This window comes from Tundrisphaera macrotermitis (genome assembly GCF_051175315.1).
GTDB lineage: Bacteria > Planctomycetota > Planctomycetia > Isosphaerales > Isosphaeraceae > Tundrisphaera.
The window spans coordinates 3436745-3462164 of the sequence record NZ_CP195100.1 but is presented as its reverse complement, the minus strand read 5'-3'; the positions used below and the strand labels follow the sequence as shown (position 1 = coordinate 3462164).

Sequence of the window (25420 nt, the reverse complement as noted above, 5' to 3'; positions counted from 1 at the left end):
GGGAAGGGCTCAGGCCGGGCCTCCCCCGCCCGATCCGTATCCCGTCATCTCGCGGATCGAGGGCAAGCCCGGGGGCAAAGGGGACGGCGGCTGCCAGAAGGCCGGCTCCCAGTCCAACGGGGCCGGCGGGTCCAGCGTCCGGGGCGGGTCGGTTGGGTTCGTTTTTGCCGGGGGTACGGCGGGCTCGGGGCCCTCGACCTCCTCCTCCTTGGGCTCGATCTCGGGCGTCGGCTCGGGGCGGGGATCGGCGGCCCGGGGCGGTGGGGTGGGGCCGGAGTCTCGGCCCTCGGCCCAGCCTTCGAGCTGGCGGAAGTCGCGGAGGGCCCGGAACAGGCCCCGCTCGGCGGCGGCCTCGTACTTCCGGGCGAGGTTCGCCTCCGGCGAGGGGTCGAACAAAGCCCGCGCGGGGGCCTGGGCGCGGTCGGCGGCCTCCTCGTCCGGGTCGCGGGTCGGGGCCATCGCCCGCAGCGCCGCGACCTCCTCGTCGATCATCGCGGCGACCTGCCGGCGGGCCAGCACCTTCCGCTCGCGCGGGGTGGGCGTGCCCGGGTCGGCGGGCAGGCCCGAGAAGTCGCCCCACCCGGCCCGGCAGGCGGCATCGAACCGGGACGGCGGCGACTCGCCGGGATATCGGCCCTGCAGGTTGTCGATCCGGTCCAGGTGCCAGCGCTGCCAGCGGACCTTGCGGCCCCGGCCGAGGTCCTTCTTGATGGCCAGCCAGGTCCCGACCAGCCAGTCGATCCCCTGGGCGGTCTCCTTGAGCGTCCGGACCGTGGCCGCCGGCCGGTGCTCCAGGTGGGTGCCGATCACCTTGATCTCGGCGGTCCGGGCGATCAGGAAGGCATGGTCGGCGTCGCGGGCTTGCCCGGCCCGAATCGCGTCGCCGTGCTCGACGCAGCGGTCGAGCCGGACGGCCAGCACCGCGAACCGCTTGAGCAACACCCGGCTGGCGGCGTTGGTCGGCCGGAGGTCGGCCTCCAGCTCGCGGGACAGGTCCGCGACCTCGGCGGCGTCGCGGGAGGCCATCACCACGCCGTCGCCGGTCATCCCATGCTTCAGGCTGTTGGCGCGGGAGCGATCCTTCCCGGCCTCCGTCCGCGGCCCGGTGCTCCGGGACGAGTTGGCGCGGTTCGCGGCGAGGCGGGCGGGGCTGCACGGCATGGGGGGATTTCTCTTCGTAGGGTAGAAGATGCCGCGATCCTGCCCGTCACCGGGTCGTTGCCCGCGGCCATCACCCTTTAATTTCAGAAAATCCGCGGCTCCTTATCCGAGATTCTGCCGATCCCGCCCATTTTCCCCGATTGTGATCGCTCACTGCTCTTACGGGGCGGGTTCGGCAGGCGTCTTAACCTTCTTCTCCCTGGGGGGCAAGCCCATGGCCGCCCGGGGATCGAGCGCGATCACCTCCCCGTCGCCGAGCATCTTCGAGACGATCAGCCGGTCGCCGTTGGCCATCTTGATCAGAACATCTCGCCACCGAAACGTTCCGTCCTCCCCGCGGACCGCGACCCGTTGGCCATCGACGGCACGGGCCGGGACTTCGATCCCACCGGAAGGGATCATGGCCGAGTATTCGAGCGTGATATTATCCGCCAACGTCGCGTCAAGGGGGCTTGCCAGCCGAAGCAAGGCGATGCGAGAACCCGGGCGGCCGAATGGACCGCCTCCTTCGCGGATCGAGGGTTGGGCGGTTTCGAGTTCCACGAAGGTAGCCGGGATCGACCAGAGTTCCCTGGCCATCCCCGGGTCGCCCCGCGTGTACTTGACCAGCACACTCTGGCCCGGCTTGAGGTAGGACATCCGGCTTTCGACCGGCAAGGTAACGCGTATCAATTCATAGGGTTCCGGCCCGGTGATGATCCGGCAAAGAGCCTGGACTCGGCCCATAATGCTTTGATCCATCCCCGGAGGCTCGGCGACGATGCCATCGGCCGGCGATCGGAGCTCGTTGATGTCGAGCATGGCGCGGATCTGCTGTTCATCCCGGGAGGCGTTCTCACTCTTCTTCGACGCAGCGGAGGCCCGAGTTCGAGCACCATCGACACGCCCGCTAATCGTGCCCACCGCAGGATCTTCGGCGAATTTGCTCTTGGATGCATCGGCCTCGATCCGGAGGAGCTTGGCTTTCTCGCGTTCGAGGTCCGCCTCCACGCCATCAAGTCGATCGGCGAGGTCGAGGCGGGCAATCATACTGGCGATGCTCGTCGGTTCGGACGGATCAATCGTCATCCGGGCGGCCAGTTCGTTCGCGTCGCGATAACGTTTGACGCGGGCCTCGGCCCGCTTCAGGGCATCACGGGCGGCACCCACCTCGATCTCGACCGCCTGGCGACGCCTGGCCTCGACCTCGTCCTTGTACTCCCGGAGTGCGGCCTCGGCCGACTCCAACTCCTTCCTGGCCAGGTCGAGCTGCTCCTGCGCCTCTGCCTTTTTCTTCTCCTGCCGATCCAGGGCCTTCCGCAACGGTGAGGTGTCGAAGCGATAGAGCAAATCCCCCTTCTTGACCCGGCTGCCCAGCGGGATCGACCAGATGATCGGGATCGGCTCGCCGACCGGATTGTTGACCTGGAGCGGGTTGTCGACATCGACGCCATTCGGCGGCATCACCTGCCCCCTCTCGGTGAGGAACTCCGATTTCATGGAGGCGCGGGCCACCACGGTCGGGACCTCGGGCCGTCCGGGCTTTACCGCTTCCTTGATGGCGTCGGGGGGTTCCTGCGGGGCATCGCCGGCCATGAGCCAGGACGAGCCGACAGTGAGGGCCAGGGCGGTCAGTGAGGCGGCCAAGGCCGAATGGATCAGTCGGGAGAGGGTCATGGTCTGGAGGACTCCCAGGGCGAGCGCGGTGGCGATGGTCGGGGCGACGACGGGCCCCCCCGCCGCGAACCGGATCGCGGCGGCGTAGGTGAGGGAGACCAGGGAGGCGGCGGGCGCGGGCGGCAACCCGCCGATGAGCCCCACCACCGACGAGGCCGCTCCTTCGGGGGCGAGCCCCCGGCGGATCAGGCGGAGGCGGAGCCGGTCTCGGGCGCGGGACAGGCGGCTCTTGACCGAGCCGACCGGCCAGCCCAGGGCCCGCGCCGCCTGCTCGTGGGTCTGGCCTTCGAGGTCGCACAGGACGACCACGGCGCGGTCGCGATCGGCCAGCCGGGCGACCTCCTCGTGGACCACGCGGGCGAGGTCGTCGCCGGGGTGATGGGTTGGTTCGGTCGGCGGGGATCGGCGCTCAATCCGGGCGCGTCGGGCCGCCCCCGCGCGGGCGGCCACGGCGGTCCGTTGGGCGACCCGGTGGAGCCAGGGGCCGATCGAGTCGCGGACCCAGAGCCCGCGCGCCTGGCGGACCAGGACCAGGAACGTCGCCTGGAACGCATCCTCGGCGTCATGACGTCCGCCCAGGATCCCCCGGCAGACGCCCAGGACCATCGGCCCGTGCCGCTCGATCAGGGCGGAGAAGGCCACATCCCGGACATCGGCCGGGCCGGCCGCGAACCGCTCCAGGAGCTGGCCGTCGGTCCAGTCCCGGACCGACCCGGCCTGGTACGCCGACCGCAAGCTCCGGACGGCCTCTCCCCGATCGCCGATCGTCACGTCCCGCCCTCCCCGGCCCGCCCCATCGTCTCGATGACACGTTGATAATGGGGCGAGTGGCCGGGATGGTTCCAGGAATTTCGGCGATCGTCGTCTAACCTCACTCGTAGGTGAACTGCGCGGTGGCCACGCAGTCCGCGTCCGCGACGACGCGGACCCAGTTGCCGTCGAAATCGGGGGGGAAAGCGAAGTCAATCGCCTTGCCGGGCGGGACGTCCAAGGTGCGATAGGGGATCCAGTGGTCGTTGCCGGCCACCTCCACCTCGACCCGCATCCGCACGGCCTTGCCGGCGTTGTGCGCGAGCAGGACCCGCTTCCGGTCGAAGCCGGTCAGGATGTAGGGGTCGGACGGGACGCCCGCCGCGACGATCGTGTCCTTCCAGGGCCCGCCGACCCCGACCGGCTTGCCGAACCGCCAGAGGTCGTCGATCGAGCCGACCCAGACCGCCGCCCGGCCGTCCTCGGATCGGATGAGGTGGCGATTCTCCTTCGCGCCGGCGGGGTCGATGCCGGTCATCACCATGAGGCCGCGATAGGAGGCGAAATCCGCCACCCGCCGCCCGTGGGTGGCGATGGCCCGCAGGCCGGCGAATCCGCCCGCGTTGCCGGCGGGCAGTTCGTAGAAGGTCCCGTCCGCGTTGAGGATGTTCCGCTCCGTGACCACTTCCCGGGCCACCCGCCCCGGCGGACCGGCAAAGTCCCGGTTGCGATCGAGTCGCCGGGCCACCTTGAGGGACGCGGCCGGCGGGCCGGCATAGGCCAGGTCGCTGGGGAGTCGCCAGCGCTTGCCCTGATCGTCCACGATCAGGACGCTGGCCGCATCGCGTTGGAGGGCCTCGCCGTTCACCGGGACGGCCTTCTCCAGCGCCGCCAGGGCGGAGGTATCGCCGGACGGCCTGAGGATCATGTCCGCACCCAGCTCATAGAAGCCCTTCGACACGACGGAGCCGGCCTCCACCTTCGCGGCCCCCACCGCCAGGGTGCGGAGGTTGTCGCCTCGGGCCCGGAGGACCCCGGCGAGGTAGTCGGCGGAACTCGTCGTGGCGATCCCTGCGAAGATCGGGTCGGCGGCCGACGTCCTCGGGTCCGGGTTGCTGGAGCGGAAGACGGCGGTCGCGGAGTCCACATCCCGGTCGGCGATCACCCGGATCCACGCGCCGGGTTCCTGCTCGTCGAACGGGATCCAGGTGGCCTCGCCGGGTTGGACCGATTCGGTGCGGCGGGTGGTCCACCGGCCGTCGCCGCCATCCGTCTGGATGGTGAACGTCACCGGCCCCTTCGAGCCGTGGGAGAGGGTCAGGGTCCGGCGTCGGAAGCCCTGGAACAGGTAGGGATCGCTCGGCCGGCCGCCTTCCACCTTGTCTCGGAGCCAGACCGCCCCCCGGCCCAGGGCCGGGCCGAAGCCGTCGAGCTGGGCGGGGTCGAGGAAGACCAGGTTCGATTGCGACTGGCCGGGGCCGCCGATCTTCCCCTTCACCCGGCTGACGTTGGTGAACTCGGCCTGCGCGGCATCGTCGCAGCCGAGGACCACCTTGTCGTTCCAGCGGCAGAAGTCGCCGATGACCTTGAGGTAGCTCGACCGGGGCGCGATCCCGGAGGTATGGCCGGGCCGGAAGTCGCGCGGGAAGTGCCAGAACATCCCGTGCATGGTCATCAGGAGATCGTCCTCGCCGATCTCGCGGATCCGCGGCCACTCCGTGTCCCAGCCATGGGCCCCGTCGTAGGAGAGGCTGGCCTTGGGCAGGCGATACGATGTCCACTTGCCCTCGTGCAGGACCATCAGGATCAGCGAACGGGGATCCCAGCCGATGGTCCAGATCGGGTCGGTCTCGGGATGGTCATTGCCAAAAATCCCGCCCGGCCCGGTGACCTCGGTGAACTGGTTGCGCCGGACCAGGTCCCAGGCGGGGGCCTTGCCGTCCCACTGGGCGAGGATGCCCGAGGCGATCGTCGGATCCTTGAGCGCGGCGGGGCCGTGCTCGCCGTTGTTGGCGTAGACCATCCGGCCCTGCCCGCTGTAGAAGCCTTTGCCGTGATAGCCGGGGAGGTCGGCGTAGTGGCCGCCCTTCTTCTGCTCGTCGGTCCACAACTCCTTGACGTCCAAGGTCTTGACGTCGACCTCGTAGAACCCCTCCTCCATGCTGGCGTAGTAGATCTTGCCGGCGGGGTCGGTCAGGTGCCGGGCGTTGCCGGTGGGGCGGCCATACATCCGGGAATAGGGGATGGCCCGCACCCGGCGATCGCCATCGATGGCGTAGGGGCCGATGAACAGCTGGTTGGACTCGCGGTGGATCATCCGGTTGGCGGGCGTCCCGCCGATGCTCTCGGGCCGGACGATCAGGCGGAGCTGGTCGTCGATCTCGTAGAGCTTGTCCGCCGAGCCGGCCGGGCTGTGGGGGGAGTACGTGACCGCCCAGAGCCGCCCCGCCCAGGGGACCACGGCGCCGGTGCCGCATTCGCCCCCCTCGTTGAACATCGCCAGGTGGGGATAGATCCCGCTCCACGGCTCGGCCGCCGGGGCCATCGCGGGAGCATGCAGAAGCGTGATCAGCGTAAGATACACGCACAAACGCGTTGGATTCATGGGTGCGACCATCATGACGGAGAGGAGGCATCGCCGGCCGTCCGGTATAGTCGCGTCACGCGCGAGATGCAATCACGTCACGCGGGATCATAGGGAACCACCCGGTTCAAGCCACGCCAGAAGTCCGGTTGCTCCGCTCGATCGCCCAACCTAAAATCCATGCGGGGGTGATCGATGAATCAAGATGATGCGGAAATCACCGAGGCCGACCTGGATCGGCTCGAACGGTCCTTCCCGCACGCGGCGGGCGAGGCGTTCGCCTCGGCGTTCGACCACGCCCTGGCGGCCGGCCACAGTGTCGTGCAGGTGCAAGCCGGCGCGATCGTCGAGATCTCGCCCGATGGTGGCCGCCGATTCGTCAAGGCCGCCAAGCCCTGGCTCCCGGTCGTCGCGGGCAGCAAGATCCGACTGCGGTGAGTAGCCCCACGCCGCGCCTTCGCATGTTCGCCGGGCCGAATGGCTCCGGCAAAAGCACCCTCAAGGCGGTCTTGCCATCGGAACTCGTCGGCGTCTATCTGAACGCCGATGAGATCGAGCAGGCGGTCCGAGGAATTGGCCATCTCGACCTGACTTCCTACGGCGTCTCGACCTCGGCCGAGGAGATCCTGGGATTCTTCTCGGGGTCGTCGTTCCTGCACTCCGTCGGGCTGGGCAACGCCGCCCATGAACTGACGTATGCTGAGGGTCGACTCGACTTCACGCGCACCACGGTGAATTCCTACCTGGCATCCGTGGCCGTGGATTTCCTCCGCTCGCATCTGCTCCGGACGCGGACCTCGTTCACGTTCGAGACGGTCATGTCTCATCCCGGGAAGGTCGAGTTCCTCGCGCGAGCCCGGAGGGAGGGTTTCCGGACCTATCTCTACTATGTGGCCACGGACGATCCCGCCATCAATGTCGCACGCGTCCGCAATCGCGTCGCTCAAGGCGGACATGCGGTGCCCGAGGATCGGATCCTCTCGCGTTATCATCGGTCACTCGACCTGCTCGCCAGCGCGATCAGGCACGTCGACCGCGCCTACATCTTCGATAATTCCGGCGATGGCCGCGACCCGGGGCTGACGTGGCTGGCGGAAGTGACCGGCGGCGATGAGCTGGTGTTGAGGTCCGAACGCATCCCATCCTGGTTCGAGCGTGCCGTCATCGATCCGACGCAGCGCCACCCGTGAACGACGAAAAACGCCGGCGGATCGGGGAGTGATCCCCGATCCGCCGGCGTGGTCGTTTCGATCCGATCTCGAAGCGGCTCAGTTGTTGGCGGCCGCCTTGATCGGGGCGTTGGCCACGACGTCGGAGCCGATCGTCAGGTAGTCGCCGACGATGTTGAGGATCTCGTCGTTGTAATAGTTCGACTCCCAGGCGGGATGCTCGGCCAGCCGCTTCTTGGCCTTGGTCTTGGAGACCTTGGTCTCGTCCTTGTCTTCCTCGTCGGAGACCGTCTCGGCGCGGAACTTCTCCTCGTTCAGCGAGATCGCGTGCCGCGACTTACGTTCGAGGATCTTCTTGATCGCCTCGTCACGCTTGCGGAACTTGTCGTTCTCGGCGCGACGCTTGCTGGACAGCTCGGTGAGCTGGGCCACCAGCTTCGACGGGACGCGGTTGTAGTTGTCGTGGGGCAGTTCGGCGACCTTGTCGAACTTGAGGGCATTCTCCATCTTCCCCTCGCCGAACTCGGCCTGGTCGAAGATCGAGGGGATGTGGATGTCGGGCGGGACGCCCTTGATCTGGGTGCTCTCGCCGTTGACCCGGTAGAACTGGCGGATCGTCAGCTTCAGGGCGCCCAGGCTCGGCATTCCCCGCTGGCGGAGATGCTCGTTGATCGGGACGATGCTCTGCACGGTCCCCTTGCCGAAGGTGCTGATGTCGCCGATGATCAGGCCGCGGCCGTAGTCCTTGATCACGCCCGCGAAGATCTCCGAGGCCGAGGCGCTCTGGCGGTCGATCAGGACGACCAGGGGGCCATCCCAGGCGGTGCCGGCGTCCTCGTCGTCGTTGTGGTCGACGCCCGCCGACTCGCGGACCTGGACGACCGGGCCCTTGTCGATGAACAGGCCGGACAGGGAGATGGCCTCATCCAGCAGGCCGCCGCCGTTGCCGCGGAGGTCCATCATCACGGCGTTGACGCCCTTCTCCTTGAAGTCCCGGATGATCCGGGCGGTGTCCAGGGTGCAGCTCACGGCGTTGGCGTCGCCGTTGCGGACGGCCGTGCTGTCGCCGTAGAACGCCGGCAGGTTGATCACGCCGACCTTGAGCGGCTTGCCGTCCGGGCCCTTGGTCTCGATGACCTGCCCCTTGGCATGGGCCTCGCTCAGCTCCACCTTCTGGCGGATTAGCTCGTAGATCTTCTTTTCCTTGGAGTCGTGGGGGATCACGATCAGCTTGACGTGGGTTCCGGCGTCGCCCCGGATGTCGCGGACGACGTCCTTGAGCCGCTTCTCGACGAAGTCGATGTCGGTGCCGTCATCCTTGCGGATGCCGATGATCTTGTCCTCGGGCTGGAGCCGGCCATCCTTGTCGGCCGGGCCGCCGGGGATCAGCTCCTTGACGACCGCGAAGCCGTCCTCGGACTGGAGCGAAGCGCCGATGCCGGTCAGCGACAGCTGCAACGACTGCTGGATGAGGTCTTCCAGCGAATCCTTGTTCATGAAGCTGGTATGCGGGTCGAACGTCCGGCTCAGGCTGGTGAGGTAGATCTCCAGCATGTCGGACGAGTTGAACTGGTGGACGATCCGGTTGCGGTCGCGATAGCGGATGCTGGCCTTCTTGACCGCCTCCTCCTCGGGCTCGCCGTCGATCTTGGCCTGGAGCAACTCCAGCTTGATCCGCTTGCGGAGCCGGTCGCGGGCCTCGGCCTCGTCGGCCGGATAGTCCAGCTGCTCGGGGTCGTCGGCCATCGACTCGTCGATGGTGAAGTCGGGCTTCTGGGCCAGGATCTCCGTGGCCATCTTGAGGCGCTCGTCGGAGCGCTTGAGGTAGCGGGCGAAGACTTCCTTGGCGAAGTCGAGGTTGCCGTCGCGGATCTTGTCGTCCAGGGTCACGGCCTGGGGGAGGAACTCATCGATGTCGGCCTTCAAGAAGACATATTTCTGGGGGTCCAGGTCTTTCAAGAAGGTCTTGCACCACCGCTTGGCGATCTCGTCGTCAATGGTGGGCTTGGCCATGTGGCTCTTTTCGAGCAGGTAGACCACGGCCCGCGCGGTCCGCTCGTCGAGGGGGGTGGGGGCCGGGGCCGGCGCCTGGGCGCCGATCACGAGGGCCACGATCCCCAGGAGTCCGGTCGCCGCCACTGGTCGCAAGACGGATCGGGACATGAATTGTGGATCCCAAGGTCAGAGGGATTGGGGAGTTGTTGGCGCCGCCCGCCCACACCTCGTCATCTTAGTCCGCGACGCCCGGGTCAACAAGGCCGGCCTTGCGATCTCGGGGGGTGGCCGGGGCGGGGTCGATCGGGCGGGCCGCGGCAATGATCCTATTGATACGTCGCCGACCCGCCACGGTTCGTCCCGATTGTTCAGGCCAGGGCGTCGGACATCGGCCCGCTCAGCCGTCGGACCTCCCCACGCATCATCCGGACGACCCGGGACTTGGCCATGTAGACGGCGTCGACCGTCATGCCCAGCCGCTCGGCCACCTCGCGCCCGGGGATGCGCTCCATCGCCGTGAGCATGAACGCCTCCCAGGTGTGGGCATCGACCCGGCCGCTGACCTTCAGCGAAGCCTCGCGGAATAGCTCGCCGCGCATCTCTCGCTCGATCCAGCGGGCCAGGTCCAAGCCCGTATCCTCGATGGCGAGCCAGGCGGCCATCTCGGTGCCCAGGCCGGTCGTGGGCCGATCGCGGATCTCGGCCAGGGCGTCCCGAGCCGCATATCCGGTCAGAGTCTTGAGATAAGCGCGGAAGCTCCGCGACGGATCGTAGCGGAACGTCGCCATCGACCGGGCCAGCTTGAGCAGCACGACCTGGGTCACGTCCTCGACGTCGGCCGGCTGGAGGCCCCAGGCCCGGCACCAGCGGGAGATCGCCGGGGCATAGCCCTGGACGAACTCGGCCCAGGCGGCCTCATCCCTGGGGGCTTCGCGGAGTCGCCCGAGCAACGTCAGGCTGGTCGAGGCGAATACCGTATCGGCCACGAGGGACGCGACTCCGGGATGGGGGGGTAGGCGGAGGGCGAAATCGAGCCGGTTCGATTTTTTCCGCGTTAGGTTCCGTCATATCTTATCGACTAGAGGAAGCCGACGCGACCGAATCCCCTTCCGGAGCCAAGCCCATGCCCCCCTGCTTGCTGCTCGCGACCGGGCTCCTGTGCGTCTCACCCGAATATCCGGCGGCCTGCCCCCCCACGCCGGCTGACCGGGCCGCCTACGAGGCGGCCCGCACTCAGACAGGCAACGACGCCGGCGCCCAGATCCGCCTGGCCCTCTGGTGCGAGTCCCATGGGCTCCCCGCCGAGCGGCTCAAGCACCTGGCCCTGGCGGCGTTGCGCGATCCCAACAACGCCGCGGCCCGCGGCCTGATGGGCGTCGTCCGCCATCGCGACGCCTGGGCCCGCCCCGAGAAGGTGGCCGAACAACTCGCCAGTGACGCCGAGCATGCCGCCCGCATGGCCGAGTATCGCGACCGCCGCGAGAAGGCCCCCCGAACCGCCGAGGCCCAGGCCCGGCTGGCCGACTGGTGCGAGCGGAACGGGCTATCCGACGAGGCGAAGGCCCACCACGGCGTCGCCGTCCAACTCGACCCCACCCGCGAAGCATCCTGGCGCAAGCTCGGCTACAGGAAGGACGGGAAGCGGTGGGTGACCGAGGCTCAACTCTCGGCCGAGAAGGAGGAGGCGAAGCTCCAGAAAGAGGCCACCCGCCGGTGGAAGGCCGACCTGGCGGAATGGCGGAGTCATCTCGATGATCGCGGGGACAGGAAGGGCCGGGCCGAAGCCGCCCTGTCCGGGGTGACCGATCCCCGGGCCGTGCCGGCGGTGCTCGCGGTCTTCTCGCGGGGCCACGAAGAGGATCGCGAGCGGATGATCCGAATCCTGGGCCAGATCGATGCGCCGACGTCCTCGCGGGCGCTCGCCTTGCTGGCCGCGTTCGATGGATCGCCGGAGATCCGAAGGGCGGCGACCGAGATCCTCAAGCGACGCGATCCGCGCGAATTCTCCGGATTGCTGATCGGCCTGCTGCGACGGCCCATCAAATACACGGTCACGCGATCGGATGCGATCGAATCGCCCGGCTCGATCCGGATCGAGGGGCCGGAGGGGGCTGTCGTCCGGGACTATTCCCTCCCCGAATATTATCGACCTCGGCCCGGCGATCAGGTCATCCGCGATCGCGCCGGGCTCCCGGCGCTCGACCGCGTCCTGGCCCAGCAACCCGTACGGACGGGCCGGATCACGGGAGCCCAATGGTTGAGGATGGAAGGCTACAGCGAGTCCGACATCAACGCGTTCGACCGCCAGATCGCGGACGGCAAATTCAGGCCGCTCTTCTCATTCGATCGGTCGAGCGCCGGCCTTTACATCCAGGCCCTGGAGAATGACACGACGGGGATGGTGGCGACGATGTCGGCGTACGATTTCATTCCCTCGATGCCGAGCCCGATCGCCTCGACGATCCAGGCGACGGCCGTAATGGAAAAATCCTCGACCACGACCTTCGGCTTTCGATTCAACGGGCAGGTCAGGAATGAGGCCATCGTCCCGGTGGGTCAGGCCCGGGTCGAGATCGAGGGCCAGATGAATCGTGACGTGGCCTGGCTCGATGCAAACGCCGCCGAGGTGAAGAAGGCGAATGCCGCGATCCTGCCCATCCTCTCCGCCGTCTCGGGCAAGCCGTACGACGAAGACCCGGACCGGTGGCGGGACTGGGCGATCGACCAGATGGGCTATTCCACGGCGACCCTGGGCGTCAGCACCGTCCCGACCACGACCGTCCAGGTGGCCGACGTCTCTCAGATCGAGATCCCCACCTTCACGACGTACTCGGGCACCTTCCAGCGGATGTCCTGCTTCGGCGCGGGGACGATGGTCCGCACGCTCGACGGCCCCAGGCCGATCGAATCCCTGAAGGTCGGCGACCGCGTCCTGACCCAGGACGTCGCGGACGGCTCTCTGGGCTACCACGCGATCACCAAGGTCCACCACACCCCCCCCAGCCCCACGTTCGTCGTGAAGGTCAGCGGCGACTCCATCGTCAGCAGCCCGTTCCACCGCTTCTGGGTCGCCGGGAGGGGCTGGGTCATGGCCCGCGATTTGGAAGGCGGCGAGACCATGCGGCTACTGGGCGGGACGGCCCGGGTCGACGCGGTGGAGCCTGGGCCGACGCAGCCAGTCTTCAACCTCGACGTGGCCGGCGACCACGACTTCTTCGCCGGGTCCGCCGCGGCGCTGGTGCACGACAACAGCCTGCCGGATACGAGGCTGGTCCCCTTCGATGCCGCGCCGAAGCTGGAGGAAGTCGCGGTCGTCCCCCGTTAATCGGGGCGAGGATCAGCCCGGGGCCGGGACGGGCTGATCCCATTCCAGGCGGATCGGCCAGAGCAGGGATCGGAGGCTCGATCCCCGCTCCGAGGGCCGATCGGGACGCGAGAGGTCGAGCCGGAATGCCAGCGACTTGACCCGGGACGCCGTCGGGAATCGGCGCGAGATCGAGAATCGGGCCCCGTCGGGAAAGCCGATCGACACCGGCCCATCCGGCCCATCGGCGACCGCGAGGATGCGGCGATGCGGGCCCTCCGCCATCGCCCATCGCGGGGACGTGCCGGGCTCGGACTCGACTCGGACCCCGCCCGGACCGAGGCCGGGGCGGTCGAGTTCGAATTCCAGCGTGGCCGCCCGATCGTCGGGGTCCTGGACTGTCCACGCGACGATCGCCTGATCGCGGGTGGTGGGGAAGTCGAGGTCCAGGGTCGAGGCCACGCCCGGCGGGCCGTCCCAGGCAAATCGGAGCCCGATGGCGAACGGGCCTTCGCGCGTGATCGTGCCCGTCGCCGATCCTGGCCGGATGCGGCGGCCATCACGCAGGAAGATCGACGGCCCGGGGGCGAGCCGCATCAGCCCTTCGCGAGGGGCCGGGCCGGACGGGCGACCGGGATCGCGGAGGGATCGATCGATCGAGAAGAGTTCGACCCGGTCCCGGGTGATGATGAACTCGTCCGGGGTGGGATCCAGGGCCCAGCGTGCGGCGGGGTCGGGGCCGGATTCGACGGCCGGTCCGAAATGCACCTCGTAGCGAGCCACCTCGCCGGGGCCGAGGTCGGCGGCGAAATCGAGCCGGATCCCGGGGCAAGCCGGATCGGGCGCGGCCGGGCGGAACTGCGCCGGGATCGCCCGCCCGTCGCGGACCAGCCGGAATCCGAGCCCCCGGCCGGGGACGGGCAAGGTGGTCGAGACCGGCTCCGCCATGCGGCGCAGCCCCTCCCGCTCGATCAGGCGGAACGACGCGACCCCGGAGAGTCGCGGGGCCTGCCCGAGCGCGAGGAAGGACATCGAGGCGAGGCCCGCCCGGAGCGCATCGCGTCGAGGAATGTCGGTCGCCACGGCGGGATCCCTCCGGATCGAGAAATCTTGGCATGAAAATTGAAGTTTATCCGCCGAGATGCCGACGGGAAGCCCTCCCCGTCACCTATTGTCCTTCCAGGATCGCCAGGCGTTATGCTGCGAAGAGCGTGGCCGGCGCCTGCCAATCCGATGAAACCTCGACCGCGAAGTCGTCCCGCGATGCCACCCGCTCCGGAGACCCGGCCATGATGAATCGACGCCAGAGCCCGACGTTCCGCCTGGGCGCCGCCTGTTTGCTCACGCTCGCCGCGAGTCCCGCCGCCCTCGCCCAGAGCGGCGCCACCGGTGCCGCGGCCCAGCCCCGATCCCAGAACGAGCGGATCACGACCGAAGGGGTCACCCCCTCGACCATCAATCGCCAGATCCAGAAGGATGAGGCCGCCGCGGAGGCCTCCCGCGGCCGGGCCATCGCCCCGGCCATCCCGCCCGGGGCCGTCGGATCCTCCTCGGTGCCCGCCCCCGCGCCCTTGCCGGCCGACCCCAACGCGCCGGGCGTCGCGCCCGCCGCCGGGACCGTGCCCGCCGCGGATAGCGTGATCCTCCGCAATCCCGGCACGCCGGGCCAGGGCATGATGGGCGCCCGGCCGGCCCTGATGCCGGGGCTCGACGTGGCGATGCTGATCGAGCACGCCGTGGGGATGGCCATCGAAGGCTCGGCCCTCCAGGCGATCGCCGGCCCCCAGGCGTCCGCCGGCGGGCCCACTAAGGAGCTGTCCGACCACGGCCGGGCCGCCCTCCAGGAGAGCCGCGACCTGCTGACCCGCGCCGCCAGCGACGGGCGGAACGTGCCGGCCAACTCGCCGATCCGCCGGTTCTACGACGCGTCCAACGCCTACATCACCGCCCTGTCGGCGATGTCGGCCGCCAGCCCGGCCCCGCCCGCCGAGCTGGCCCGCGTGGCCCTGATCAACCACGCCGTCAAGGAAGTGCTCGACGCCAATCACATCGCGGCGATGGGCCGGACCTACGGCGGCAGCGGCGCCACCGAGCAGCTCGTCCAGCACGCCCGCGCCATGAAGGAAGCCGGGACCCAGTCGATCATGCGGATGGTCGGCAACGCCGGCGCCGAGGCCGATCAGCCCGGCCCCGCGATGCTCGCCCGCCACGGCCGCGACCTGATCGAGGCCGCCGACCAGATCGCCGCGTCGGCCCCCGCCCCGGTGAGCATGAGGGGCCAACTCCCCTCCAACACCCCCAACGTCACCAACGGCGTCCCCGACATCGCCAACGATCGCCCCGTCCGGGCCATCCCCGGCGGCCTGCCCAACAACGGCGAGGCCGTCAACTCGCCGGGCCGGTTCCAGGACCCCCGCCCCGAGATCATCGGCGGCACCTACAGCACCGGCAGCCCGTCGGTCGGCACGGTGAACAACGCCGGGGTCAAGGAAGCCCTCCGCGAGGCAGCCACCACCCCCAACCCCGATCCCAACCCGGCCCTGCCCAACACGCCCAACACCCTCGGGCCGAACGGCAACCCGGTCCCCGCCGGCACAACGGGTGAACGGCCGATCTCGGGCGGGGTGACGTCGCCCCGCTGAGTTCGTCCTGCCTGAACGCTGAATGAAACACGGGCGGGAGAGATGGTCGCCCAACCATCTTCCCCGCCCGCTTCTTTTTTCCCATTTAACGCAAACCGCTCAAGCTCCCGGGTCATTTATCCGATTCAAGGAGAGAACCACTCGATCCGTCATCCTGAGTTGGAAGGGGAGACGCCTGGCATGGTGGAACACGCGGGCGCCGGCGGGATTCTCAGCCTCCTGATCGTTGCGACGTTTGCGGTCCTGCTCCATGAGAAGGAGACGCCACCCCAACCGCAGAAGCCGGCGACGGTGGCCGAGAAGGTCGCGCAGGTCACCCCGGCCCAGGCCCCGGCCCCTCCCCCGACGCCACCGCCATCACCGACTCCCTCCGCGGCCCCGGTCGGCACGGTCATCGAGACGGCCCTCGCCCGCGCCGAGATCCGCGAGCCGGGAGCCCTGCCCGCGCCGACCCCGCCGATCATCCCCAGCCCGCCGGCCTGGCCGGCCGCGGTTCCCCCGACGACGGTCGAGACCCCGGCTCATCGGCCCGCCGTTGCGAAGGCGAGGCCCCGGATGGTCCAGAGGCGGGTCGAAGCCCCGGTGCCTTCGCCGCCCCCCTCCCCGGCCCCAGTCCCGGCCCGGCCGCCGCGGGCCTCCCGGCCCCGATCGGCGTTCGCCGAGGTGGAGGCGGGGGAGACCCTGGGCGACGTGGCCGACCGGGTTTATGGGACGCGATCGGCGGTCGATGTCCTGCTCCGGGCGAACCGCGACCAGGTCCGTTCCAGCGACCGTCCGCTGGAGGCCGGGACCTGGCTGCGGACCCCCTGAGAGTCTTGCGGCTCAGGCCCGCGACGGCCGGATGTGGGCTTCCAGGGCATCGAGCCGGGCGTCGAGATGGCCGAGGTCGGCGGCGGCCAGCCGGTGGTCGCCGAATCGGATCCGGTAGAAGGCGTCGACGACCAGGGGCGGGACGTCGGCCACCGTCTCCGCCTCGGAGCCGTGTCCTGAGAGGAAGATGGCGGCCCGACGGGCAAATTCGCGGGACGTCTCGGCCGGCGGACGTTCCAGGCCGGCCTCCGCCAGCAGTTGGAGAAGTCGGGTGTAGAAGGCGATCCCGGCGCCCTGGTTGGCCGACTCCCTGGATGGGCCCGAGAGCCAGCGGACGATCCGCATCACCAACCAGTGGACGAGCTTGCCGAACGCGACGAGGAGCAGGAGGGCGAAGAAGCTGACGACGAAACCGCGGAAGCTGAAGAAGCTGCCGACGCTGGGGAAGTGGAGCCACGATCGGATCGTCTCCCCCATGATCGCGAACCCGCGCTGGGCGTCGCTGATCAGCCGGCTGATCGGCCCGTAGAGCAGCCGATACTGGCGCTCGGTGTTGAAGCCGACGACGTAGAAGACCCACAGGTAGCGGATCAGGTCGGTGATCTGGCGGAAGTGGCTCGCGAATCCCCCGACCTGGGCGACCGACTCGTTCCTCTGGTCGGCGGGGGTAGGGTCCAGGGTGAGCCAACTGGGCTGCTGGTAATCCGGGGCGGCGCGGCCGACCAGGGCCTCCACCCAGCTATGGGCATGCTTCTGGCGGACGGTCAGGACGCCGGCCAGGGTATTGTGGTCGCCCCCCTTGAATCCGTTGATCATCCGGGCCGGGATGTCGATCGACCGGAGCAGGAGCGTCAGGGCGCTGGCGAAGTATTCGCAGTGTCCCTTTTTACGGCGTACCAGGAAGTCTTCCACCGGATCGACGTCGGCGGCGCCCCGCTCCTGCTTGAGGGTGTAGCCGAACTGCCCGGAGTCGCGAAGATATCGTTCCAGGGCGTCGGCGCGGCCCCGGACATCCTTCGCCGGGATCGAGCCGACCACCTTCAGGGCGATCGCCCGGAACCTCTGGCGGAGGTCGTCGGGCATCGACACCAGGTCGTTCCGATAGTCGGGGAGGGGATAGGTCTCCCCGGGCTGGGGGAGGTTGGGATCGATCCCCGAGGTGACCTCGTACTCCAGGGGGATGGGCCGGTGGTCCATGCGATGGAGCGTGCCGTCGGTCATGTTGACCGATGGGTGGGAGCGGCGATTCGCGGAGTCGGCCTCGATGATCGGCCGGAGCGCGAACAGGATGTTGCTATCCCTGGGCTCCATCTTGATCATCTGGCGGATCAGCTTCACCCCGGGCTCGCGCTCGGGCCGGCCGAAGTCGCTGCCGCCCGCGTCGGACGACTGGCGACGCCAGCGGCCCCGCTCATAGCGGGACATGGTGGCGCCCCGCCAGAGCGACTCGTTGTCGGCCGTGGGCACGATCTTGCGATCGTCCTGATCGAACATCTCGATGCTCAGCACGACGCTGTCGTTCTCCAGTATCTCCCCCATCACGCCGAGCTGGACTTCCTCATCGAACCCGGACACCGTCTGGCCGGGGGTGCCCCCGCCGCGGGAGAGGCTCATCGAGGCCCGCCGCGGCATCGCCAGGAAGATCAGGCCCGCCAGCGCCAGGGTGGTGACCGCCACGCGGATCGAGGCCAGGAAGAACGGAGCATCGATCAGGCCGCGATAGATCTCGAAGTGGCCGAGCGGCGCGTCCTCGTCGACCGGCCGGGGGATCTTCTCCATCCGGAGGGCGTCTCGGTGGAGCGCGAACAGGGAGAGGACCCACAGCGACAGCAATGCCCAGCAGAAGAGCGCCATCCCCACCTTGTCGCTCTGGCTGATCACGCCGCCCACCAGCACCTGGACCAGCCCGAGCAGGAACAGGAACCAGTCGTCCTCGACCGTCTTGGGCAGGAAAATCTTGATGATCTGGAGGTAGACCAGCCAGTGCGCCGCGGACAGCAGCAGGAGATTGTGGTCGTACTGGTACTCGGCGAAGCAGAGCCCGGTCGACGCCAGGCCGAGGGCCGAGGCGAGCGGGCGCGACAGCGCCAGCTTCGGGTTCCGGTCCACGGTGAGGAACGCGATCGCCCCGGCCAGCGCCACCGCGGGCGGGTAGAGCATCGCGAGCTTGTTGTCGTCGGTGGCGTCGACGCTCATGACCAGGGTCGCGAACGTCAGCATCAAGTAGAAGCTGGCCCGATAGATCGCCGAGAATGTCACGATGCCCCCCCTGCCGATGCCACCCCGGCGGGATCCGCCGCCCCCTCCGGCCGGTCGCCATCATCCGTGCGTCGCTGCGCGTCCCGGAGCGCGGCCGGTGAGCTGCCGGGGGGGCCGAAGTGGATCAGGGGGGCGAGGTCGCCGCGGGAGGCATCCAGCAGCGTGACCCGCCCCATGAGGCCGCGGATCGAGGTGGCCGAGAGTTTCGTGGAACGCTCCGCCTCCTCGGCCAATTGTATGGGCCGGGTCGAGACCACGATCAGGAACGAGTCGCGGAGCGTGGCCGGCGGGAGGATGTCGAGCAGGTCGGCCAGCCCCCCCTCGGGCAGGGGGCGGAGCGTGGCGAGCTGCTCCAGGAACTCGTGGAGCAGCTTGACGGAGGCCGGGCCCTGCCGGACGCCGGGCGTGGGGCCGGCCCAGCCCATCAGGAGCCTCCGGCCCGGGTGACGGCAGGTCTCGTAGCAGATCGTGGCCACGAATCGGATCGCCAGTTCCACGGCCTCGCGCTGCTCGGCGGTCGCCTTGTTGCGGGGGAGCCACGGGTCGAGCAGGATGGCCAGGTCCTGCTCGTTGTGCTGCTCGAATTCCTTGACCATCGGCACGCCGAGGCGGGCCGTCGTCCGCCAGTGGATCCAGCGGGGGCTGTCGCCCGGGCGATAGTCGCGCAGGCCGTGGTATTCCTGCTGCTGGATCGAGCGGTCGCTCCGCGAGCCGCGCCGGGCCTCGCTGGCCTCCAGGTGCTTGTATTGCCAGCGGCGGGCGAGCTGGCCGATGGTGGGATAGACGACCAGGTCGCCGGGGTCCGGGATCGAAAGCTCGCGTTCGAGCAGGCCGAACGGGGAACGGGTGACGATCTCCAGGTTCCGGAACCGGTATCGGCCGCGGGCCGGGGCGATCCCCTGCCAGCGGGCCCGCATCCGGGACAGCCCCGCCACCCGGGGGAAGAAGACCAGGGGCCCCACCCCGGTCGCCCCGGACGACCGATCGGCGGGCACCAGCTCGTCGGCCACCACCAGCGCCAGGGCGGCGGACATCCTGCGGTCGTTGTCCAGCGTGTAGTCGATGGCCAGCGGCTCGCCGGCGAACGCATACTTGGGGGCCCTCCGGCCGACCCGGAGGCGGCGGAGCATCGCGGCGCTGACCACGATCGACGAGGCGATCGGGCCGGCCGCCAGGCCCGCGACCAGGAGGATCAGGTTGATCTGCTGGTAGAGGCCGAAGGCCAGCAGGCCGAGCCAGATCACCAGGTAACGCCAGCCCTCGCGGGTCAGGCGGAGCCTCTGGTTGGGCCACAGGTGCGAGATCAACCAGCGGCTGAACCGCCGCGGTGAGGTCCGGGGTTCGGGCATCCAGGTCTCCCCCATCCGGGGTGGCTGCGGTCGCGAGGTTGTGGATCTGCGGGATGGGGCCCGGCCCGGAGCGGGCTCAGGTCGGGACGCGGAGCCGGCCGACGATCTCGCGGATGATCGCCTCGGCGGCGCCGAATTCGCCGGCCTGGAGGAACGACTTGCCGACCACGCGGTGTGAGAGCACCGGCACCGCCAGGGTCTTGACGTCGTCGGGGATCACGTAGTCGCGCCCGGAGACCAGGGCCAGCCCCTGCGCCGCCCGGTAGAACGTGAGGGCTCCCCGGGTGCTCACGCCGACGCTCAGGTCCTCACCGTCGCGGGTGGCATGGACGATGTCCAGCAGGTAGTCGGCCACCGCGTCGTCGACCCGGACCTCGCGCACTGCCATCTGGAGCCGACGCACGTCGTCCTTGGTCAGCACCGGCTTGAGCGTCTCCACCGGCATGCCCGAGCGGTGGCTGGACAGGACCCTGCGCTCCTCGGATCGGAGCGGGTAGCCCATCTTGAGCCGGATCATGAACCGGTCGAGCTGGCTCTCGGGCAGGACGTAGGTCCCCTCGAATTCGTAGGGGTTCTGGGTCGCGATGACCAGGAACGGGGGCTCCAGGATGTGGGTCTTCCCCTCCACCGACACCTGGCCGTCGCTCATCGCCTCCAGCAGCGCGCTCTGGGTCCGGGGCGTGGTCCGGTTGATCTCGTCGGCCAGGATGACGTTGGCGAAGATCGGCCCGGGCTTGAACGTGAACTCGCCGGTGGCGTTGTGGTAGACGCTCGACCCGAGGATATCGGAGGGGAGCAGGTCGGGCGTGAACTGGAGCCGCCGGAACGTGCAATCGATGCTCGCGGCCATCGCCCGGGCCAGCAGCGTCTTGCCCACGCCAGGGACGTCCTCCACCAGGACATGCCCCTCGGCCAGCAGGGCGACGACCGCGAGCTTGATCGCCTCCGGCTTGCCCAGGACCACCGAACCGATGTTATCCAGGAGCCGGTGGAGCAACGGCGCGAGGGAGGCCGCTTCGCGATCGGGGGACTCGGCCGTTTGCGGTGCGATCATGCCTGATCCTTGGATTCGGTCGCGAGATACCATGGGGGGGCGACGGCGGCCCGGTCGATTATAAACCGCCGGGACGGCGATTCCAACCGACTGATCGGGGGGAAGCCGGCCCTCGGCCCCGGCTCGGGTGTCCCGATCCCGGGGGTTGTGCTACAACCGCCCCGAGGCCGGCGGGCCTCCTCCCACCATCTCTCATCTCCTCGCGAGGACGGGACGTCATGGCCGACCCCGGTTGCGAGATCATCTTCCTGGCCGGCGAGCTGTCCGGCGGGGAACCGTCGCGGGACCTGGCGGCCCTGGTCGAGCGGCTGGCCGCGCTCGGGCACGCCCCGCGCATCCTCTGCACGCGGGCCCCCGGCGTCCCGCTCTTCCCCGTCCTGACCGAGTGCGCGGGCCTGGACCGTTGGTGGCGGCTCCCCTGGGCGGCGCGGGGCCTCCGGTTCCTGGCCGAGGAGGCCGGCCGCCCTCGCCTGCTCCACGTCCTGGAGTCGAGGCTCGGCGCGGCCGGGCTGGAGATCGCCGAGCGCTGGGGGCTGCCCTACCTGCTCTCCGTCGAGGAATACCCCGCACGAGGCGCCCGATTCCGGCTGAGCCGGGCCCGCTGCCGGGGGCTGGTGGCCGCCAACGGCGAACTGGCCGACGTCCTCCACCGCGACTTCGGCCTGCCGCGGGACTGGGTCCACGCCATCCCGAGGGGGATCTGCCCGCCCGCGCCCCCCCCTTCCCCGCGACGCCGCGACCGGGTGCCCGTGGTCGGGGCGGCGGGCCCCCTGGTCCAGGGTTCCGGCTTCGCCACCTACCTGTCGGCCGCCAAGCGGGTCCTGGACGCCGGCGTCGACGTCGAGTTCCTGATCGCTGGCCAGGGCGAGGACGAGATCGAATTGCGCCGCCGCGCCGACCGCCTCCGGATCGCCGACCGGATCACGTTCGCGGACGACCGATCGGGCCACCTGGACTTCTGGAATGTCCTGGACGTCTACTGCCAGACGTCCGTCGCGCCGACGATCGGCCTTCCGCTCTCCGTGGCGATGGCGCACGGCGTCCCGTCGATCGCAACAGACGTCGCCGGCATGCGGACGCTGATCGAGCACGAACAGGACGGACTGCGGATCCCCCCGGGCGACCCCGGGGCCCTGGCCCGCGCCATCCTGTCATTGCTGGCGGACCCCGAACGGGCCGAGGAGCTGGGATCGCGGGGCCGCGAGGCCGCCCTCCGAGCCCACGACCTCTCGGTAGAGGCGGCCCGGCTCGACCGCCTCTACCGAGAGGTCGTGGCCGGTCCCGATGCGGGGCTCCCGATCGAGGCCGAGGCTCAGGCCCCGGGACCGGCGATCGCCCCCGCCGTCGCGATCAACTCCGGCCGGGCCGCCTCGCGGATCGGCAAAGGATCGCTTGCGGTGGCCCCGACGCGAGGCCCGGTCCCGCGACCGTCGAGGCCCATCTCGTAGACGTTGGCCCAGGCCAGGAAGTCGTAGAACGCCAGCAGGGTGCAGAACACCAGCCCGGGCCGCCCGTCCAGGAACCCGAGCCGCGCCACGTAGGCGTAGAGGAACCGGACCAGAGGCCGCGCCGGGAGCCGGAGGTAGACCTTCTTGAGCATTCGCTTGAACCGCTTGCCGGGGCCGATGCTGGTCGGGATCGGCTCGCGGAGGAACCGCTCGTACATCGCCGCCTCCCAGACGGCGTAGCGGTTGTGCTTCTCGACCCACACGGCGATCGACGGGTAGGCGTGGTGGTCGAGCTCGTGGCGGAGCCGGAGCGGGGCCCGTCCCTGCAACTCGACGTGCTCGTGGGCCTCGTTGTCGCCGGTCCGGATCCCGGGGGCGACGGGCATCTTCTCGTAGCGGCCGAGCCGGTGCTGGAAGAGCCGGAGGTTCCAGGCCTCGGCATACCCGCAATGCTTGATGCGCCGGCCGAGGAAGAAGTATTTCATGTTCAGGTAGAAGCCGTCGGACTCGTCGGCGGCGGTGCGCCGGGCGATCTCCTCGGCGAGTTCCGGGACCACCACCTCGTCGGCGTCGACGATCAGGACCCACTCGTTGCGGAACGGGAGGTGGTCCAGCGCCCAGTTCTTCTTCTTGGGGTAGACCCCGTTGAAATGGAACTGGACGACCTTGGCCCCATGCTCCTCGGCGACCCGGGCGGTCTCGTCGCTGCTCTGGCTGTCGACCACGAAGACCTCGTCGGCCCAGGCCAGGGCCGGGAGGCAGCGGCGGAGGTTGTCGGCCTCGTTCTTGACCGGGACCAGGACGCTGATGCGGGCCTTCCCGGGCTTCGGTTGCGGGTCGATGCGGTTCATCGGGCCTCCTCCCGGGCGTCCAGGACGGCCTCGGGGGCCGGGCCCCCGCCGGCGACCCAGCGATAGACCCCGGCGAGCCGCTCCGCCTGGCGGTCCCAGGTGTAGCGCGACTCGACCAGGGCCCGGCCGTTGCGGGCCATCGCGGCACGCTGGTCGGCACCCATTTCGATCAGGTTGCGGAGCCCCTGAGTGACCCCGGCCTCGGTCGGCTCGACGACGAGGGCGGCGCCGGCCGGCTCCAGCTCGCCGAAGTGGCAGGCGGTGGTCACCAGGCAGGGGAGCCGGCAGGCCAGGGCCTCCAGGATCGCCATGCTGAACCCCTCGCTGTAGCTGGGGAGGATGAAGGCGTCGGCCGCCCCCCAGACCCGGCGGGCCCCTGCCCCGGAGACGTGGCCGACGTAGGTGATCCGGTCCCGCACCCCCTCGGCCTCGGCCTGGGCCAAAAACGGCGCGAGCGCGCCGTCGTCGAGCCCGGCCAACAGGACGTGGACGTCGGGATGGTCGGTGCGGATCGATCCCAGGGCCTTCGCCAGCAGGTCGAGCCCCTTCTTGCGGTGCACCCGGCCGAAGAACAGGACGACGAACTTGCCGGCCAGCTCCGGGTGGTCGCGTTCCAGCTCGGCCCGCGCCGGGAGGTCGTCGAACGGCCGGAGGTCGACGCCGTTGGGGACCAGGCAGACCGGGGTCCGGGGGGCGATGGCCCGGAGGTGGCCGATCTCGGGCCGGGACAGGGCGTGGAGGCAAGACGCCCGGCGGAGGTTCTTCCCCTCGACCAGCGCGGTGTAGACCTTCTTCTTGAGGGCCTTGTGCCGCAGGGCCCAGGGCTCGGCCATCCCGTGGGCGGCCATGAGATAGGGGACGTTCGACTGCCGCGCGGCCTTCGTGCCGAGCCTGGTGTGGACCTGCCAGAGTCCGTGGAAGTGGACCGCGTCGGCCCGGCGGATTGAGGCCAGGTAGTCCGTTTCCGGGCCAAGCAGGGTGACGTCGGCCGGGACCGGCGTGCCGTCGAGCCGCGACGGGGTGGGCGTGACGATGGCGAGGGGCCCCGCGTGCCGGGCCAGGGCGCCGGTCATCCCCAGGATGCTCGGCACCATCCCGCCATCCCGGCGCGGGTCGAGCCCGTTGCAGCAGTGGAGCCAGCCGCCCGCCGGGGCGCGGGCCGGGATCGCGGCGGTGGGGCGGTCGGCGACGATCAGCTCCGGCATGGTCGAACTCCTCGAACCGCGTGGGCATCCGCCCGTTCCAGGGCCTCGATGGCCCCCTGCGCGAACCGTTCCGGCCCCCATTCCGTCGCGACCTCGGCCGCCCGCCGGCCCATCGCCGCCCGGTCCGCGTCGCCGAGCCCGGCCATCCAGGCCAGGGCCGCCGCGAGGTCGTCATCGTCATGGGGGTCGAACCGCCGCCCGGTCGTGCCCGAGGGGTCGGGGACCAGGGTCTCGACGCACCCGGCCCGGTCGGAGACGAGCAGCGGCAGCCCGCAGGCGGCGGCCTCGTTGACCACCAGCCCCCAGGGCTCCATCAGGCTAGGGTGGACGAACGCCGAGGCGTGCGCCAGCCACCGGGCCAGCTCGGCTTCCTGGATGAACCCGGGTCGATGGACCGAGGCGGTCAGCCCCAGGGCCAGGATCAGGTCGTCGATCTCGGCCTCGATCGGCCCGCCGCCGCACAGGGCCAGGTCCCAGGCCCGATCGGCCGGGGCGTCGGCCCGATAGGCGGCGAACGCCCGGACCAGCCGGTCGAGGTTCTTCTCGGGCACGAATCGGTTGGTGGCCAGGAAGTAAGGGCGGCCCGGGAGCCAGCGACGGCCGGCCGGGTCGCTCCGCGCGGCGTCGGCCCGCGCGGCGAAGGCGGCGTTGTCGACGGCGTTGTAGCCCAGGGCGATCCGATGGGCGGGCAGCCCGAGCTTGACCAGGTAGTCGCGGTGCCTCGGCCCGCCGACCAGCCCGGCGGAGAACCGGCGGACCCGGCGGGCCTTGATCGCTTCCTTCCACCAGGCCCGGGGGTGGTCGATCTCCTGGCTCTCGCTCATCAGCACCGAGGTCCGGCGGTGGCGGATGGCCCAGCGGAGCATGGCCATCGACTCGGGCCGGGCGTAGCCGACGACGCCCAGGGCATCGGGGCGGTCGCGGTCCAGGGCCCGGGTCATCGCGTGGGCGCAGTCGTCGCGCGAGAGCGATTCCATCGACCGGCCGGGGAAAAGGGTCGTCCAGCGGAACGGCTCACCGGCCCGGGACCGGTCCCAGGGATACCGTTCCTCGCGATCGGCCAGCTCGTAGGCGAGCAGGGCGTCCCCGCGACCGGCCAGCTGTCCGGCCAGCGCCCGGAGCCGGGCCAGGTGGTAGGGGCCGAAGTTGGTGAAGCAGACGGCGAAGATCATCGATGGTGTTC

17 protein-coding genes and 1 pseudogene are annotated in these 25420 nt (G+C 69.9%); 6 read left to right on the top strand and 12 right to left on the bottom strand.

The annotated features are described in order from the left end of the window. Positions 1-9: 9 nt before the first annotated feature. The 3 genes from TA3x_RS13935 to TA3x_RS13925 all read right to left on the bottom strand — a co-directional run bounded on the left by TA3x_RS13935 (position 10) and on the right by TA3x_RS13925 (position 6172). Positions 10-1161, bottom strand: a complete 1152-nt coding sequence (locus TA3x_RS13935) for a hypothetical protein (RefSeq protein WP_435022196.1) — start codon at positions 1159-1161, stop codon at positions 10-12. Positions 1162-1320: 159 nt separating this feature from the next. Continuing rightward, the gene (locus TA3x_RS13930; RefSeq protein ID WP_435022195.1) at positions 1321-3588 is read right to left on the bottom strand and encodes a sigma-70 family RNA polymerase sigma factor; all 2268 of its coding nucleotides are present in this window, start codon (positions 3586-3588) and stop codon (positions 1321-1323) included. A gap of 100 nt (positions 3589-3688) precedes the next feature. Next, complete coding sequence (locus tag TA3x_RS13925) at positions 3689-6172, bottom strand: hypothetical protein (RefSeq protein WP_435022193.1); 2484 nt, start codon at positions 6170-6172, stop codon at positions 3689-3691. 174 nt (positions 6173-6346) lie between these two features. On the opposite strand from TA3x_RS13925, the gene TA3x_RS13920 reads away from it, so the two are divergent. Together TA3x_RS13920 and TA3x_RS13915 are read left to right on the top strand one after the other, a co-directional pair. Continuing rightward, positions 6347-6589: a hypothetical protein gene (locus tag TA3x_RS13920; RefSeq protein WP_435022191.1), complete on the top strand. Its 243-nt coding sequence runs from the start codon at positions 6347-6349 to the stop codon at positions 6587-6589. Beyond that, complete coding sequence (locus TA3x_RS13915; protein WP_435022189.1) at positions 6586-7341, top strand: hypothetical protein; 756 nt, start codon at positions 6586-6588, stop codon at positions 7339-7341. Before TA3x_RS13920 ends, TA3x_RS13915 begins: the two co-directional genes overlap by 4 nt. Positions 7342-7419: 78 nt before the next feature. Here TA3x_RS13915 and TA3x_RS13910 read toward each other — a convergent pair whose 3' ends face one another. After that, a complete protein-coding gene (locus TA3x_RS13910; protein WP_435022187.1) occupies positions 7420-9483 on the bottom strand; it encodes a carboxy terminal-processing peptidase in 2064 nt (687 codons plus the stop codon). Between the two features lie 200 nt (positions 9484-9683). Then, a complete protein-coding gene (locus TA3x_RS13905; protein WP_435022185.1) occupies positions 9684-10301 on the bottom strand; it encodes an RNA polymerase sigma factor in 618 nt (205 codons plus the stop codon). Positions 10302-10438: 137 nt separating this feature from the next. On the opposite strand from TA3x_RS13905, the gene TA3x_RS13900 reads away from it, so the two are divergent. Beyond that, positions 10439-12640, top strand: coding sequence for a polymorphic toxin-type HINT domain-containing protein (locus TA3x_RS13900; RefSeq protein ID WP_435022184.1), 2202 nt, complete (start codon positions 10439-10441; stop codon positions 12638-12640). A gap of 12 nt (positions 12641-12652) precedes the next feature. Here TA3x_RS13900 and TA3x_RS13895 read toward each other — a convergent pair whose 3' ends face one another. Next, entirely contained in the window at positions 12653-13702 is a 1050-nt protein-coding gene (locus TA3x_RS13895; RefSeq protein ID WP_435022182.1) for a hypothetical protein, read from the bottom strand. Positions 13703-13908: 206 nt separating this feature from the next. Between TA3x_RS13895 and TA3x_RS13890 the strand changes: the two genes are divergently transcribed. After that, positions 13909-15261 carry a hypothetical protein gene (locus tag TA3x_RS13890; protein WP_435022180.1) on the top strand — a complete coding sequence of 451 codons (1353 nt, stop codon included), beginning with the start codon at positions 13909-13911 and terminating at the stop codon, positions 15259-15261. Between the two features lie 180 nt (positions 15262-15441). Beyond that, positions 15442-16071 carry a hypothetical protein gene (locus TA3x_RS13885; protein ID WP_435022178.1) on the top strand — a complete coding sequence of 210 codons (630 nt, stop codon included), beginning with the start codon at positions 15442-15444 and terminating at the stop codon, positions 16069-16071. 12 nt (positions 16072-16083) lie between these two features. On the opposite strand, the gene TA3x_RS13880 is transcribed toward TA3x_RS13885, so the two are convergent. The 3 genes from TA3x_RS13880 to TA3x_RS13870 form a co-directional block, all read right to left on the bottom strand. After that, complete coding sequence (locus TA3x_RS13880) at positions 16084-18330, bottom strand: transglutaminase TgpA family protein (protein WP_435022176.1); 2247 nt, start codon at positions 18328-18330, stop codon at positions 16084-16086. After that, positions 18327-19679, bottom strand: coding sequence for a DUF58 domain-containing protein (locus tag TA3x_RS13875; protein ID WP_435022174.1), 1353 nt, complete (start codon positions 19677-19679; stop codon positions 18327-18329). The genes TA3x_RS13880 and TA3x_RS13875 overlap by 4 nt, the downstream gene beginning before the upstream one ends. Positions 19680-19755: 76 nt before the next feature. Next, complete coding sequence (locus tag TA3x_RS13870; protein WP_435022172.1) at positions 19756-20733, bottom strand: AAA family ATPase; 978 nt, start codon at positions 20731-20733, stop codon at positions 19756-19758. Positions 20734-20951: 218 nt separating this feature from the next. Here TA3x_RS13870 and TA3x_RS13865 point away from each other — a divergent pair. Continuing rightward, positions 20952-21926 (top strand): annotated as a pseudogene (locus tag TA3x_RS13865) (glycosyltransferase family 4 protein); the annotation flags it as partial. Between the two features lie 119 nt (positions 21927-22045). Here the strand turns inward: TA3x_RS13865 and TA3x_RS13860 are convergent. Genes TA3x_RS13860 through TA3x_RS13850 form a run of 3 tightly spaced genes read right to left on the bottom strand, consistent with a single transcriptional unit; the run spans position 22046 to position 25409 of the window. Beyond that, entirely contained in the window at positions 22046-23032 is a 987-nt protein-coding gene (locus tag TA3x_RS13860) for a glycosyltransferase family 2 protein (RefSeq protein WP_435022171.1), read from the bottom strand. Further along, the gene (locus TA3x_RS13855) at positions 23029-24237 is read right to left on the bottom strand and encodes a glycosyltransferase (protein ID WP_435022169.1); all 1209 of its coding nucleotides are present in this window, start codon (positions 24235-24237) and stop codon (positions 23029-23031) included. The genes TA3x_RS13860 and TA3x_RS13855 overlap by 4 nt, the downstream gene beginning before the upstream one ends. Further along, the gene (locus tag TA3x_RS13850) at positions 24225-25409 is read right to left on the bottom strand and encodes a glycosyltransferase family 4 protein (protein WP_435022167.1); all 1185 of its coding nucleotides are present in this window, start codon (positions 25407-25409) and stop codon (positions 24225-24227) included. Before TA3x_RS13850 ends, TA3x_RS13855 begins: the two co-directional genes overlap by 13 nt. Positions 25410-25420: the final 11 nt, after the last annotated feature.

What these genes read in the sequence shown, in the direction of transcription:
- TA3x_RS13850 (WP_435022167.1), bottom strand. Translation starts at nt 25,409, where the DNA reads ATGATCTTCGCCGTCTGCTTCACCAACTTCGGCCCCTACCACCTGGCC.
- TA3x_RS13890 (WP_435022180.1), top strand. Translation starts at nt 13,909, where the DNA reads ATGATGAATCGACGCCAGAGCCCGACGTTCCGCCTGGGCGCCGCCTGT.
- TA3x_RS13925 (WP_435022193.1), bottom strand. Translation starts at nt 6,172, where the DNA reads ATGAATCCAACGCGTTTGTGCGTGTATCTTACGCTGATCACGCTTCTG.
- TA3x_RS13855 (WP_435022169.1), bottom strand. Translation starts at nt 24,237, where the DNA reads ATGCCGGAGCTGATCGTCGCCGACCGCCCCACCGCCGCGATCCCGGCC.
- TA3x_RS13875 (WP_435022174.1), bottom strand. Translation starts at nt 19,679, where the DNA reads ATGCCCGAACCCCGGACCTCACCGCGGCGGTTCAGCCGCTGGTTGATC.
- TA3x_RS13860 (WP_435022171.1), bottom strand. Translation starts at nt 23,032, where the DNA reads ATGAACCGCATCGACCCGCAACCGAAGCCCGGGAAGGCCCGCATCAGC.
- TA3x_RS13935 (WP_435022196.1), bottom strand. Translation starts at nt 1,161, where the DNA reads ATGCCGTGCAGCCCCGCCCGCCTCGCCGCGAACCGCGCCAACTCGTCC.
- TA3x_RS13910 (WP_435022187.1), bottom strand. Translation starts at nt 9,483, where the DNA reads ATGTCCCGATCCGTCTTGCGACCAGTGGCGGCGACCGGACTCCTGGGG.
- TA3x_RS13870 (WP_435022172.1), bottom strand. Translation starts at nt 20,733, where the DNA reads ATGATCGCACCGCAAACGGCCGAGTCCCCCGATCGCGAAGCGGCCTCC.
- TA3x_RS13920 (WP_435022191.1), top strand. Translation starts at nt 6,347, where the DNA reads ATGAATCAAGATGATGCGGAAATCACCGAGGCCGACCTGGATCGGCTC.
- TA3x_RS13885 (WP_435022178.1), top strand. Translation starts at nt 15,442, where the DNA reads ATGGTGGAACACGCGGGCGCCGGCGGGATTCTCAGCCTCCTGATCGTT.
- TA3x_RS13900 (WP_435022184.1), top strand. Translation starts at nt 10,439, where the DNA reads ATGCCCCCCTGCTTGCTGCTCGCGACCGGGCTCCTGTGCGTCTCACCC.